The following is a 13,452-nucleotide window of genomic DNA, read 5'->3' as shown; positions in this document are numbered from 1 at the left end:
AGCAGATGACCCGCGAGGAGTGGGAGAGCCTGTGCGACGGCTGTGGACTGTGCTGCCTGATCCGTTTCGAGGACGAGGATTCCGGCGAGGTCTTCGCGACCAAGGTGCATTGCAAGCTGTTCGACAGCGAGAAATGCACCTGCACCGACTATGCGAACCGCAAGGCGCAGGTGCCGGACTGCATCAAGCTGACGCCATGGAATATCGACGCCCTGCAGTGGATGCCGAGGTCCTGCGCCTATCGCCGGATCAATGAGGGGCGGGGGCTGGCCAACTGGCATCCGCTGGTCTCGGGCGATCCCGAGAGCGTGCACGAGGCCGGGGTGTCGGTGCGCGGGCAGACGATTTCGGAACTGGATCTTGCCGACCCCGAGGACGCCGTGGAGCTGGCGGCGCCCGAGTGGGACGTCGAACGCGGCGTCTGAGACCGGCCATACGGGCGCCCGATCCGGCGAATGCGCATAACAGACGAGTCCAATCCCAATGCAGGCCTGGGTTTGCGCTTTTCTCGCGCCTGCCGGCCCGCCTGAGGACGCTGATCGGCTGTGTGATCGATCGGCCGATGCGGACGCGTGACGCGTTGGAACCTCTTCTGAAGGCCTTCGACATGGCGGCGGCCGAGCAGGGCGGGGGAGTCGTTCTGACTGGAAGCCGGCTGGCGACGGCGGTTCTGGCGCCAGACGATCTGGCTCTGCCGGATGAGGGCGTGTCGATGATCCGCAAGCGGGTAGCGGAGCCGACGCCTTCGACGGCGCGGGTGCGTTTCATCGACGAGGGCGCCGACTATCAGACCGGGGCGGTGACCATCAGGTCCGGGGCGGGAGCGGGTGCGGACGGTGGGGCTGTGGACCTGATCCTGCCCGCTGTTTGCGGCGCCGCGTTGGCGAGCGGGATGGCGAGACGGGCGCTCAGCAGCGCTGAGGCGGATCGGTTGGTCATCGCAGCCGGGCCACTGGATGTTCTGACTCTGGAGGCAGGCGATGTGATCGCCTGGGCGAACGAGGAGGGTCGCTGGCGGATCGAAAGCCTGAATCTGGACGAAACCCCGACATTGACCCTGGCCAGGGTTATGGACGGCGAACCGACCGACGCCGCGGAGATCTGGCGCCCGGGGGATGCGCCGACGGTTTTCGCAGAGCCGTTTTTCGCCGTGCTCGATCTGCCGCCTTTGCCGGGCGCGGAAGCCGATGAACGACCGGTTCTGGCGGTCGCGGCCAATCCTTGGCGGGCCATGCGTGTCTTCGCCGGTCCCGGGGGGGAAAGCTTGACCTCGCGAGGCGAGACGCGAGCACCCGCTCGGCTCGGACTTTTGACGCAGGCGCTGACCGCGGGGGTCACCGGGCGCTGGGACGAGGCCAACTCGATCGTGGTCGCGGTCGAGGGCGCGGCGCCGGCAAGCCTGGGACAGTCGGCGGTGCTGGCCGGCGCCAATGCCGTGGCGATTCAGGCCGGGGACGGCTGGGAGATCCTGCAGTTCAGCTCGGCGCAGTTGGTCGTCGAAAACGTCTGGCGGCTGACGGGGCTCTTGAGGGCGCAGCAGGGTACCGACGCCGAAATGGCTACGGGATCGGCGGCCGGTGCTCTGGTCGTGTTTCTGGACGAAGGGTTGGGGCGCGGCTCGGCGTTGCTCAGCGAGATTGGCCTGCCTCTGATCTGGCGCGCAGGACCGGTCGGCGGCGCTGCGGGCGGTCAGGGTGTTTCAGAGCGGTCGGTGACGCTGCGCGGCGTCTTCCACCGACCGTGGAGCCCGGCCCATCTGCGCATAGACCAAGGTGCGAGTGGCTATGACATACGGTGGATCAGCCGGACCCGGCTGAACGGCGACCTGTGGGACCGCGATCTGGCCGCAGACCCGATGCGATTCAGAATCCGGGTGCTAGACGGGGGCGACGTCGTTCGAATCTGGGAGGTGGAAGGGACGGCGGGGGTCTATGAGACCGGCCATGTGACAGCGGACTTTCCGGCCGGACCCGGCCCGGGTGTACGGATCGGCGTAAGTCAGGCCGGTGAGATTTTCGGATGGGGCAGCGAAGCGGTCACGGGACTTCCGGTCTGAAACCCATTGCTTTGACGCGCCCATGCCTTAACTGACGGCTTTCCCTTTCGGGCGCGGCGCGTGGTGTGTCGGGCCGATCTCGGCGGAGCGGTGCAGACGTGGCGGGCGATCCCTACAAGGAACTTGGCGTTTCCAGGGGCGCGAGCGCGGACGAGATCAAGAAGGCTTTCCGCAAGCTGGCCAAGGAACTGCATCCCGACAAGAACCCCGGCGACAAGGCGGCCGAGGAGCGGTTCAAGAGGATCACGGCCGCCTTCGACCTGTTGGGCGACGCCGAAAAGCGCGCCAAATACGATCAGGGCCAGATCGATGCAGACGGGCGCGAGCAATACGCCGGGTTCGGCGGTGGGCGCGGCGGTAGCGGAGGCGGCTTCTCGGGCTTCGGTGGCTTTTCCGGCGCCGGTGGTCCAGGCGGACGCGCCAGCTTCGACGACATCGATCTGGAAGAGCTGTTCGGACGGTTCGGCGGCGGCGGCGCCAAGGCCGGCGGGCGGTCGCCGTTCAACGGGAAGGGCTCGGACGTCCGCGCGACCCTCGATATCAGTCTGGAAGACTCGATCACGGGCGCGACGCGGCGGATCCAGTTTTCGGATGGCCGCACCCTCGACGTCGCCATTCCCAAGGGGGCGGGCGACGGCCAGACGATCCGGCTTAAGGGGCAGGGCGCGCCCGGTCGCGGCGGTCCGGCGGGCGACGCCTTGATCGAGCTGAAGATCTCCGCGCATCCCGTGTTCAAGGTCGAGGGGGCGGATCTGACGATGGACCAGCCGGTGTTGTTGTACGATGCGGTCCTGGGCGGAAAGATTCCGGTGCGGACGCCGGAAGGCACGGTCAGCATGACCATTCCCAAGGGCTCGACCTCGGGCAAGGTGCTGCGCCTCAAGGGGCGCGGCGCCTATGCCAACGGCCAGCGCGGCGACCTGCTGGCCAAGCTGATGATCGCCCTGCCGGAAGGCGATGACGAGGCCCTGACCAAACTGGCTCAGAAGCGGCGCGACGAGGGCCCGATGCGGCCGTTCCGGGACTGACCATGACCAAGCCTGCCGTGAAGCCTGCCCGTCCCTGGTTCGGTTCGGGGCCGACCGCGAAACGTCCGGGGTACAGTCTCGGCGCCCTTCCTGCCGATCTGCTGGGGCGCGGGATTCGTGCGCCGGAAGTGGTTGAGCGGTTCGCCCATGGCCTGCGGCTGACCCGGGTCGTGCTGGAGGTCCCGGAAAGCCATGTGATGCTCTACACCCCGGGTTCCGACACCGGCGCGGTCGAGGCGGCGCTGTGGGGCATGCTAGGCGAGCGGCCGGCGCAGGTGGTGGCCTATGAGAATTTCGGCCTGACCTGGCTTGCGGATGTGAAGGCCCATCTGGGGCTTGAGCCCGAGGCGCTGACGGCGCCCTGGGGTGAGCTGCCGGATCTTTCGCAGGTCGATTGGTCGAAGGACGTCGTCTTCCCCTGGAACGGCACGACCTCGGGCGTGCGCGTGCCGGACGGCGACTGGATCGCGGGCGATCGCGAGGGGCTGGCGATCTGCGACGCCACCTCGGCGGCCTTTGCCATGCCCCTGCCCTGGGACAAGCTGGATGTGGTGACCTTCTCGTTCCAGAAGGCGCTGGGCGGGGAGGCGGGCATCGGGGTGATGGTGCTGTCGCCGCGTGCGGTGGCGCGGCTGGACGGCTTTACGCCGGATCGGCCGATCCCCAAGGTGCTGCGGATCACCGACAGCAAGGGCTTTGACCGCTCGCTGGCTGATGGGGTGGCGATCAACACCTTCTCCATCCTGACCATCGAGGACTGGATCGACGCGCTGGAATGGGCCGAGGGCGCGGGAGGGTTGGCGGAGCTGATCCGCCGGACCGACGCCAACTATGCGGCGCTGGAGGCCTGGGTCGAGAAGACCGATTGGATCGCCTTCCTGCCGGATCGGCCGGAGATCCGGTCGACCACCTCGGTCTGTTTGAAGTTCACTGATGCGCGCGTCGCCGCCTTGGATGAGACTGCCCAGAAGGCCTTTGTGAATCGGTTCAAGGCCCTGCTGGAAGGCGAGGCGGCGGTGTTCGATATGGAGCCGCACCGCAACGCCCCGCCCGGATTGCGCCTCTGGTGCGGCTGTACGGTCGAAACGGCCGATGTGATCGCTGCGGCGCCATGGCTGGAATGGGCCTTTGAGACGGCCGTCGGCGAGCTTCCCGCAAGATAAAACGTCCCGACCGGGACGACATTCGGCGATTCCCCCGCTATAGGCTGCGCCCGCCCATTCAGGCATCGGTGCGGAGAGACGGTTTTGGCGAATGTTGCGGTAGTCGGCGCCCAATGGGGCGACGAGGGCAAGGGCAAGATCGTCGACTGGCTGTCGAACCGGGCCGACATGGTCGTGCGGTTCCAGGGCGGCCACAATGCCGGCCATACGCTGGTCGTAGACGGCAAGGTCTACAAGCTGGCGCTGCTGCCCTCGGGCGTGGTGCAGGGCAAGCCCTCGATCATCGGCAACGGCGTGGTTGTCGATCCCTGGCATCTGGTCGGTGAGATCGAGAAGATCGAGGCGCAGGGGGTCGCCATCAATCCCGATATCCTGACGGTCGCGGACAACGCCTGCCTGATCCTGCCCATCCATCCGGCGCTGGACGTGGCGCGAGAGGCGGCGGCCAGTGCGCCGGGCGCCAAGATCGGTACGACCGGCCGGGGCATTGGCCCGGCCTATGAGGACAAGGTCGGGCGCCGGGCGATCCGGGTCTGCGATCTGGCCAACGAGGAAGACCTGAAGGTCAAGATCGACCGACTGCGTTCGCACCACGATCCGCTGCGCGCCGGACTGGGCCTGGAGCCTATCGATCCGGAGGCTCTGCTGGCTCAGCTGCTGGAGATCGCACCGAAGATCCTGCCCTATGCCCAGCCCGCCTGGCGCGTGCTGGATCAGGCCCAGCGCGCCGGCAAGCGCGTGCTGTTCGAAGGCGCGCAAGGCGCCTTCTTGGACGTCGATCACGGCACGTATCCCTATGTCACCAGCTCTAACACGGTCGCCGGTCAGGCGGCGGCGGGCTCGGGCATCGGTCCCAAGGGGCCGGGCTATGTGCTGGGGATCGTGAAGGCCTATACGACCCGCGTCGGTGAGGGCCCCTTCGCCTGCGAACTGTTCGACGAGGTGGGCCAGCACCTGGCGACCGTGGGTCGTGAAGTCGGCGTCAATACGGGCCGTGCGCGACGCTGCGGCTGGTTCGACGCCGTACTGGTCCGGCAGTCGGTGGCGATCAACGGCATCGACGGCATCGCCCTGACCAAGCTGGACGTTCTGGACGGGTTGAAGACGCTGAAAATCTGCGTCGGCTACAAGATCGACGGGCAGGTTCTGGACTATCTGCCGTCCAGCCTGAAGGCGCAGGCCGCTGCGGAGCCGGTGTTCGAGGAGCTGGAAGGCTGGAGCGAGAGCACGGCTTCGGCGCGTAGTTTCAAGGATTTGAACGCCAACGCCATCAAGTATGTGCGGCGGATCGAGGAACTGATCGGGGCTCCGGTGGCGATCCTGTCGACCAGCCCGGAGCGGGACGACACCATCCTGGTTCGCGACCCCTTCCTGGGCTAGGGGCCGGGTAAGGGCAAAAGGCTCGGCCGTTCAACGCGGTCTTAACCGGAAGCGGTTAGGGATAAGGCTCCACCGCGGAGTATTCCCTTGTTTGCTGCCGACGCCAAAACCCTTGCTCGCATCGCGCCGACCATCCACCGGGTGGTGGTGATCGATCCGAATATGGCCTCGGCGCGTCTGCTGATCGACGTGATGAAGAGCCTCGGCTCTCGCGAGGCGGTGCATGAGGTCGATGAGGCGCGGGCCATGGACGCGATCCGCGAGATCGAACCGGGCCTGATTTTCACCGAACGCGCTGGTCCCCGTCTGGACGGCGAGAATTTCACCCGCAAGCTGCGCCGTTCGAACCTGGCGAGCCGCCGGGCGCCGGTAATTATGGTGACCGCGGAGGCGACGGCGAGTTCGATCAAGGGCGCGCGCGACTGCGGAGTTCACGAATTTCTGCGCAAGCCCTTCACCTCGGCGGACCTGTTCCGTCGGGTCGAGAACGTTGCCCTGAAGCCGCGCGACTGGATCGAGGGCGTGGCCTATGTCGGTCCGGACCGTCGGCGCTTCAACTCGGGTGAATACGCCGGACCGCAGAAGCGCAAACAGGATAAGCCCGCGTCAGGCGCCGCTGCGGCCCTGGCGGTCAAGGATCAGGCGCTGCGGATTCTCGCTGCCGCCTTGGCGCAGTTCGACAACGATCCGACCCAGGCCGTTCGGGCGGCGCGCCAACAGGCCGAGACCCTGAAGGTCCTGGCCATCAAGACCGCGGATGCAAAACTGGCGATCGCGGCGGCGGGTCTGGAAGCGCTTCTGGCGGCCGGAATGCCGACCAAGGCGACCCTTGCCCAACCGATCGGCGCCCTTCTGGCCCTGGCGGAGCCCGAGCCGCTGGCCCGGGCTTCCTGAGGAGAAAGCCAGGCCGGCGCCGGACCCGCTGTTCAGGCCCTATCGCTCGCCGCGCGGCGGCTCGCTGCCTGAGGGCGGTCAGGCGTCGACGAGGTTCCGTTCCTCGGCGGCGGCGCGCATGGCCTTTTGCAGCTTCTCGAAGGCGCGGACCTCGATCTGGCGCACGCGTTCGCGGCTGACGCCGTACTGGCTGGCCAGCTCTTCCAGGGTCACCGGATCGTCCTTGAGTCGGCGTTCGGTCAGGATATGCTTCTCGCGGTCCGTCAGCTCGCCCATGGCTTCCTGAAGCAGGCCCATACGGAGCGACTTCTCTTCGTTGTCGGCGAGGGCGGTTTCCTGCGAAACGGCCGTGTCGTCGGCGAGCCAGTCCTGCCATTCGCTTTCACCATCCACACGCAGCGGGGCGTTCAGCGAGGCGTCGCCGCCGAGGCGGCGGTTCATATTGGTGACCTCTTCCTCGGACACGCCCAGCTTGGTGGCGATGGCCGAGAGGTGTTCCGGATGCAGATCGCCTTCCTCGAAGGCCGAGATCTGGCTCTTCGCCTTGCGCAGGTTGAAGAACAGCTTCTTCTGCGCCGCCGTGGTGCCCATCTTCACGAGCGACCAGCTGCGCAGGATGTATTCCTGGATCGAGGCGCGGATCCACCACATGGCGTAGGTCGCCAGGCGGAAACCCTTGTCCGGATCGAATTTCTTGACGGCCTGCATCAGGCCGACGTTGCCCTCGGAAATGACTTCGCCGATCGGCAGGCCGTAGCCGCGATAACCCATGGCGATCTTGGCCACCAGGCGAAGGTGCGAAGTGACCAGACGGTGGGCGCTCTCGGCGTCCTGGTGTTCAGACCAGCGCTTCGCCAGCATGAACTCCTCGTCCTTGGTCAGCATCGGAAACTTGCGGATTTCCGTGAGATAGCGCGACAGTCCCTGTTCAGGCGACATCACCGCGATCGATTTCAGTGCAGCCATAGTCTGATCCCTCCGACCCGTATCAACGAGCGGGCTCTCCGGTTCCGGCCACCGAATGTGCGCCGGGCCCTCACCCCTCAACCAATCAAGTAGCTACGGGTTTCCGCACATTGTAGGGGCGGATCGTCACACATCAGCGTGACCGTGTTCCTGGCGCCACTTGCACCGGTCGAGAGACCATATAGCGTCGAGTCAGTCCTTAATCAAGACTTACTATTGCGGCGAGGGTCAGAGCGCCGCGAGGAGGGCCTCAAGGGCCACCATATCCGGTGGCGGCGTCGTCTCGAAACGTAGCCTCTGGCCGGTCACCGGATGGACGAAGCCGAGGACAGCGGCGTGGAGCGCCTGCCGCGTCAGGCCGACTTCGGCGACGGCGGCCTTGACCGGCGCGGCGGCGCTGCCCGAGCCGTAGACGGCATCGCCGAGGATCGGCGTACCCTTTGAGGCCAGATGCACGCGAATCTGATGCGTACGGCCAGTGTGAAGGGTGCAGGCGACGCGTGCGGCTTTGGGCGGATCAGTCAGGCGAAGTCCCAGGCCGAATACGCGCTCGACTCTGTAGTCGGTGATTGCTTCCCGTCCGCCCGACTTCAACACCGCCATCTTCTTTCGATCGCCGTGCGACCGGCCGATCTGTGTCTGGATTCGCCCTTCGCGAGGCATCGGCATCCCGCGAGTCAGGGCGATGTAGGTTCGTTCGATGTCGTGGGTCGCGAATAGGGCGGAAAGCCCGGCGTGGGCGCGGTCGGTCTTGGCGGCGACCATGACGCCGGAAGTGTCCTTGTCCAGGCGGTGGACGATGCCGGGACGGGCAACGCCGCCGATGCCGGACAGGCTGTCGCCACAGTGGGCCAGAAGGGCGTTGACCAGGGTCCCGGTCTCGCAGCCCGGCGCCGGATGGGCGGCCATGCCGGCGGGCTTGTCGATGACGATCAGGTCGGCGTCCTCATAGAGAACGGTCAGGGGGATGGCCTCGGGCTGGGGCTCTGCCGGGGCGACGGGGGGCAGGGCGACCGCATAGAGACCGGGTTGGGCCTTGGCCGAGCCGCCGGTCAGGACCTGGCCGTCGCGGCTGACGGCGCCCTCGGCCAGAAGCGCTTGCAGGCGCGCGCGCGACAGGGTCGGGAAGGCTTGCGCCAGCGCCTTGTCCAGCCGCACCCCGGACGCATCGATGCGCGCCTCCAGAACCTCGGTCGGAAGGGGATCGTCCTCGTCAATCAGGTCAGGGGCGGACACCGGGCCTTCCTAGCACGCCGGTGCGCTTGCGGCAGACATAACCTCGCTCAATAGTGACGCTTGGAAGGGGAGGGTCATCCGATGAAGCGGTTTCTGATCGCCGGCGGAATGCTTGCGGGAGCCATGCTGCTGGGCAGTTGCGCGACCATGAGCGAGGACGAGTGCCTGGCCGGAGCGTGGGGTGAGAAGGGCTATTCCGACGGCGCGGCGGGCTATCCGATGTCGCGTCTGACCGACCACGCCGAGGCCTGTGCCAAGTTTCAGGTGACGCCGGATCCTGCGGCCTACAGCTCGGCGCGCGAGGCGGGGCTGAGGACCTATTGCACCTTTGATCGGGGCTGGGCCGAAGGGCGGTCCGGGAACACATACTATAACGTCTGTCGGCCTGAAGAGGAGGCGGCCTTCATGCCGGCCTATCAGGACGGTCTTCGGCTGCATGCGGTCGAAGAGGCGGTTGAAACCGCCACGAGCGCCCTGAACAGCGCCGTGGCCCGGATTCGCGATCGCGAGGACAAGCTCGACGCCAAACAGCGTGAACTGCGCGGCGAAGGCCTGACCGACGAACAGCGGCAGCAGATCCGTGATCGAATCCAGGAGGTTCGCGGTGAAATTCGCGATGCGCGCCGTGATGCCGATGCCGCCAACGCCGCGCTTGAGCAGGCCGAGTGGGACGTTCGCCGGGTGCGGCGCGAGTTGAGTGGTCGCTACCCGGTCTAGAATTGAAAAGGGGCGGCCTTTCAGGTCGCCCCTTGGTCTTGTCAGGCCGCCTTGCCGACCGCGCCGCGGAACGACGGGTCAAGGTCGCCGGAGGCATAGCGCTTGGCCATCTGGGCGGTGGACAGCGGGGTGATCTTGCTGGCCATGCCTTCGCAGCCGAACTGCATGTAGCGCTCCTTGCAGAGCTTCTTCATGGCTTCCTTGGCGGGCTTCAGATAGGCGCGCGGGTCGAACTCGCCGGGCTTTTCGGCCAGGATTTTCCGGATCGCGCCGGTGATGGCCATGCGGTTGTCGGTGTCGATGTTGACCTTGCGCACGCCATGCTTGATGCCGCGCTGGATTTCCTCGACCGGCACGCCCCAGGTCTGGGGCATCTGGCCGCCATAGGCGTTGATCATGTCCTGCAGGTCCTGCGGCACCGAGGACGAGCCATGCATCACCAGGTGGGTGTTGGGCAGGCGGCGGTGGATTTCCTCGATCACGTTCATGGCCAGGACCTCGCCGTCCGGCTTGCGTGTGAACTTGTAGGCGCCGTGCGAGGTGCCCATGGCGATGGCCAGGGCGTCGACCTTGGTGGCGGCGACGAACTCGACCGCCTGATCGGGGTCGGTCAGCAGTTGCGAGTGGTCCAGCTTGCCTTCGAAGCCGTGGCCGTCCTCGGCCTCGCCCATGCCGGTTTCCAGCGAGCCCAGAACGCCCAGTTCACCCTCGACCGAGACGCCGCAGCTGTGGGCCATCTCCGTGACGCGGCGCGTGACGTCGACATTGTATTCGTAGCTGGCCGGGGTCTTGGCGTCCTCTTCCAGCGAGCCGTCCATCATCACCGAGGTGAAGCCGTACTGGATGGCCGTGGCGCAGGTCGCCGGGCCGTTGCCGTGGTCCTGGTGCATGCAGACCGGGATGTTCGGATAGAGCTCGGCCAAGGCGTCGATCAGCTTGGCCAGGACGATGTCGTTGGCGTAGTTGCGGGCGCCGCGCGAGGCCTGGATGATGACCGGGGCGTTGACCTCATGGGCCGCCTCCATGATCGCCAGACCCTGCTCCATGTTGTTGATATTGTAGGCCGGCAGGCCGTAGTCGTTCTCGGCCGCGTGGTCGAGCAGTTGCCGCAGCGTGATGCGCGCCATTGTGTAGTCCCCTGATGTCAGTCGTTTTATTTTGTCAGGAGACTAGCGCCGCAGCGCAACAAAGTCACGTCATGTAACAGGGTTTACGCCGCGTCACGCTGACCCAAAGCCCGGCGCTCAGATGCGCAAGGCCTCGACGCCGGGCAGGGGCTTGCCTTCCATCCATTCCAGGAATGCGCCGCCGGCGGTGGAGACGAAGGTCAGGTCGTCAGCCACGCCCGCGTGATTCACGGCCGCGACGGTGTCGCCGCCGCCTGCGACGGCGATCAGGGCGCCGGCCGTGGTCTTCGCCGCGACATGTTTGGCGGCGGCGACGGTGGCGGCGTCGAAGGGGGGGACTTCGAACACGCCGAGCGGGCCGTTCCAGATCAGGGTCTTCGAGGCATCGATGGCGGCGTTCAGCTTCGCCACCGTCTCCGGGCCGGCGTCGAGGATCTTGTCGTCGGCGGACAGGGCTTCGCCCGCCTTGACGGTCCGGGCCTCGGCGCCCGGCTTGACCTCGGTGGCCACCACCACGTCGACGGGCAGCAGCAGCTCGCAGCCGGCCTTTTCGGCATTGGCCATGATTTCGTGCGCGGTGTCGGCCATGTCCTTCTCGGCCAGCGAGCCGCCGATATCCACGCCCTGTGCGAACAGGAAGGTGTTGGCCATGCCGCCGCCGATGGCGAGTTTGTCGAGCTTGCCGACCAGGTTCTTGAGCAGATCGAGCTTGGTCGAGACTTTCGATCCTCCCACGATTCCGATCACCGGCTTCTGCGGATTGCCCAGCGCCGCGTCGAGGGCTTCGAGCTCGCGTCGCATCGACTCGCCGGCATAGGCGGGGATGTGGTGGGCGACGCCTTCCGTAGACGCGTGGGCGCGGTGGGCGGCCGAGAAGGCGTCGTTGACATAGAGGTCGGCCAGTTCAGCGAGGCTGGTCGCGAACTCGGGGTCATTGGCCTCTTCCGCCGCGTGGAAGCGGACGTTTTCCAGCAGGACCACGCCGCCGGCGTCCAGACCGTCGATGGCCGCATGGGCCGGACCGCCGACGCAGTCCTCGGCGAAGTGGACCGGGGCGCCCAGCAGTTCCGCCAGCGGGCCAGCGATCGGCTTCAGGCTCATCGACGGCACGACCTGGCCCTTGGGGCGGTCGAAGTGGGCCAGCAGCGCGACCTTGGCTCCGGCCTCGCGCAGCTTGTTGATCGTCGGCAGGGCGACGCGCAGCCGGGTGTCGTCGGTGACCTTCCCGCCCTCCATCGGCACATTGAAGTCCACGCGGACCAGGGCGGTCTTGCCTGCGAGGGAGCCGGCGTCATCGAGGGTGCGGAAGGTCATGGAATTCTCGGAGGATGAGGCGGGGAGGACGGAAGAGGCAGGCAGGACTTCAGGTCAGAGCATTCAGGTCTTACGGGCGGCCTCAAGGGCGATCACACCCATAGCGCCAGCCGTGTAGGCGGCAAAATCCCGAAGGTCGTACGCGCTGCCCAGAACGGTGCGCGCAAGGGCGTTGCTGCGGAGGCCGAGGGCGTCGATGAGATTCAGCGCCTGCGCGAACTCCACGGCGAAGGCGAAGGTCAGGGTGGCCGCCACCGCCGGCAAGACCGGCAAGGGCGTGACGGCTCTCAGCACCAGATAGATCAGGCCGATCACAAGGGCGTCGCCCAGATAGGGCCGGACGAAGCCATCGTGCACGAACAGGGCGATGACAACTTCGATGCCAAAGACGATCAGGGCCGCCAGGGCGTAGAAGCCGCGCTCGCCTTGGCGAATTGGGCCGCGCGCCGCCGACATTTCCGCCGGGTTGCGCGCGGCCCTCACGATCAGAGGAACTTCGCCATCACCAGGGCCGTGTCGGCCATGCGGGTCGCGAAGCCCCATTCGTTGTCATACCAGCTGAGCACGCGGGCCAGCTTGCCGTCGACGACCTGGGTCTGGGGCAGGGCCGCAGTCGAGGAGGCCGCGATGTGGTTCATGTCGTGCGAGACCAGCGGATCGGTGGTCGTGGCGAGGACGCCCTTCATCGGACCGTCGGCGGCGGCCTGCAGCGCCGCATTGATCTCTTCGACCGTGACCTCGCGGCCGGCGACGACCTTCAGGTCGACGACCGAAACGTTCGGGGTCGGGACGCGGATCGACGAGCCGTCCAGCTTGCCCTTCAGTTCCGGCAGGACCAGGCCCAGGGCCTTGGCGGCGCCGGTCGAGGTCGGGATCATCGACAGGGCGGCGGCGCGGGCGCGGTACAGGTCCTTGTGCATCGTATCCAGCGTCGGCTGGTCGCCGGTGTAGGAGTGGATGGTGGTCATATAGCCGCGCTCGATGCCGAACAGGTCGTGCAGGACCTTGGCGACCGGGGCCAGGGCGTTAGTGGTGCAAGAGCCGTTGGAGACGACGATGTCGTCGGCGGTCAGGGTCTCATGGTTGACCTTGAAGACGATTGTCTTGTCGGCGCCGTCGGCCGGGGCCGAGACCAGCACGCGCTTGGCGCCTGCGGTCAGGTGGGCCGAGGCCTTGTCCTTGGACGTGAAGATGCCGGTGCACTCGAAGGCGATGTCGACGCCCAGATCCTTGTGCGGCAGTTTCGCCGGGTCGCGTTCGGCCGTGACCTTGATCTTGCCCGTGCCGACGTCGATCCAGTCCTCGCCCGAAGTCACCGTGCCGGGGAAGCGGCCGTGCACCGAGTCGTAGCGGAACAGGTGGGCATTGGTCTCCACCGGACCCAGGTCGTTGATCGCCACGACCTCGATGTCCGTGCGGCCATGCTCGACGATCGAGCGGAGGACAAGGCGGCCGATGCGGCCGAAGCCGTTGATGGCGACGCGAAGGGTCATGGGCGGGCTCCTGAAGCGGGTGGTTTATCGCTGGCGCTTCAATGGGGCTCTGACGCGCGAGGATCAACCCCGCGGGCG

At 66.8% G+C, this 13,452-nt stretch carries 13 protein-coding genes; 7 read left to right on the top strand and 6 right to left on the bottom strand.

What is annotated here, in order from left to right; genetic code table 11:
- Nucleotides 1-5 precede the first annotated feature (5 nt).
- The 6 genes from ACW172_RS03300 (at nucleotide 6) to ACW172_RS03275 (ending at nucleotide 6,521) form a co-directional block, all read left to right on the top strand.
- Nucleotides 6-425: a YcgN family cysteine cluster protein gene (locus ACW172_RS03300; RefSeq protein ID WP_492034930.1), complete on the top strand. Its 420-nt coding sequence runs from the start codon at nucleotides 6-8 to the stop codon at nucleotides 423-425.
- A gap of 122 nt (nucleotides 426-547) precedes the next feature.
- A complete protein-coding gene (locus ACW172_RS03295; RefSeq protein ID WP_492033765.1) occupies nucleotides 548-2,056 on the top strand; it encodes a phage tail protein in 1,509 nt (502 codons plus the stop codon).
- 98 nt (nucleotides 2,057-2,154) lie between these two features.
- Nucleotides 2,155-3,084, top strand: coding sequence for a DnaJ C-terminal domain-containing protein (locus ACW172_RS03290; RefSeq protein WP_492033764.1), 930 nt, complete (start codon nucleotides 2,155-2,157; stop codon nucleotides 3,082-3,084).
- A 2-nt stretch (nucleotides 3,085-3,086) separates the two neighbouring features.
- The gene (locus tag ACW172_RS03285; protein WP_492033763.1) at nucleotides 3,087-4,247 is read left to right on the top strand and encodes a phosphoserine transaminase; all 1,161 of its coding nucleotides are present in this window, start codon (nucleotides 3,087-3,089) and stop codon (nucleotides 4,245-4,247) included.
- An 84-nt stretch (nucleotides 4,248-4,331) separates the two neighbouring features.
- Nucleotides 4,332-5,627, top strand: coding sequence for an adenylosuccinate synthase (locus ACW172_RS03280; protein WP_492033762.1), 1,296 nt, complete (start codon nucleotides 4,332-4,334; stop codon nucleotides 5,625-5,627).
- Nucleotides 5,628-5,714: 87 nt separating this feature from the next.
- Entirely contained in the window at nucleotides 5,715-6,521 is an 807-nt protein-coding gene (locus tag ACW172_RS03275; protein ID WP_492033761.1) for a response regulator, read from the top strand.
- A 78-nt stretch (nucleotides 6,522-6,599) separates the two neighbouring features.
- On the opposite strand, the gene rpoH is transcribed toward ACW172_RS03275, so the two are convergent.
- Both rpoH and ACW172_RS03265 read right to left on the bottom strand, forming a co-directional pair.
- The gene (gene rpoH, locus ACW172_RS03270) at nucleotides 6,600-7,487 is read right to left on the bottom strand and encodes an RNA polymerase sigma factor RpoH (protein WP_492033760.1); all 888 of its coding nucleotides are present in this window, start codon (nucleotides 7,485-7,487) and stop codon (nucleotides 6,600-6,602) included.
- A 228-nt stretch (nucleotides 7,488-7,715) separates the two neighbouring features.
- Nucleotides 7,716-8,723, bottom strand: coding sequence for an RluA family pseudouridine synthase (locus ACW172_RS03265; protein WP_492033759.1), 1,008 nt, complete (start codon nucleotides 8,721-8,723; stop codon nucleotides 7,716-7,718).
- Between the two features lie 81 nt (nucleotides 8,724-8,804).
- Between ACW172_RS03265 and ACW172_RS03260 the strand changes: the two genes are divergently transcribed.
- Nucleotides 8,805-9,440, top strand: coding sequence for a DUF2799 domain-containing protein (locus ACW172_RS03260; RefSeq protein ID WP_492033758.1), 636 nt, complete (start codon nucleotides 8,805-8,807; stop codon nucleotides 9,438-9,440).
- 41 nt (nucleotides 9,441-9,481) lie between these two features.
- Here ACW172_RS03260 and fba read toward each other — a convergent pair whose 3' ends face one another.
- The 4 genes from fba to gap all read right to left on the bottom strand — a co-directional run bounded on the left by fba (nucleotide 9,482) and on the right by gap (nucleotide 13,374).
- Nucleotides 9,482-10,567, bottom strand: coding sequence for a class II fructose-bisphosphate aldolase (fba, locus tag ACW172_RS03255; RefSeq protein WP_492033757.1), 1,086 nt, complete (start codon nucleotides 10,565-10,567; stop codon nucleotides 9,482-9,484).
- A 117-nt stretch (nucleotides 10,568-10,684) separates the two neighbouring features.
- The gene (locus ACW172_RS03250) at nucleotides 10,685-11,881 is read right to left on the bottom strand and encodes a phosphoglycerate kinase (RefSeq protein WP_492033756.1); all 1,197 of its coding nucleotides are present in this window, start codon (nucleotides 11,879-11,881) and stop codon (nucleotides 10,685-10,687) included.
- 63 nt (nucleotides 11,882-11,944) lie between these two features.
- Complete coding sequence (locus ACW172_RS03245) at nucleotides 11,945-12,364, bottom strand: ribosomal maturation YjgA family protein (protein ID WP_492033755.1); 420 nt, start codon at nucleotides 12,362-12,364, stop codon at nucleotides 11,945-11,947.
- 2 nt (nucleotides 12,365-12,366) lie between these two features.
- Complete coding sequence (gap, locus tag ACW172_RS03240) at nucleotides 12,367-13,374, bottom strand: type I glyceraldehyde-3-phosphate dehydrogenase (protein WP_492033754.1); 1,008 nt, start codon at nucleotides 13,372-13,374, stop codon at nucleotides 12,367-12,369.
- Nucleotides 13,375-13,452: the final 78 nt, after the last annotated feature.

It is taken from the genome of Brevundimonas sp. ALps5 (genome assembly GCF_058681645.1).
This window is presented reverse-complemented; position numbering and strand designations above follow the sequence as displayed.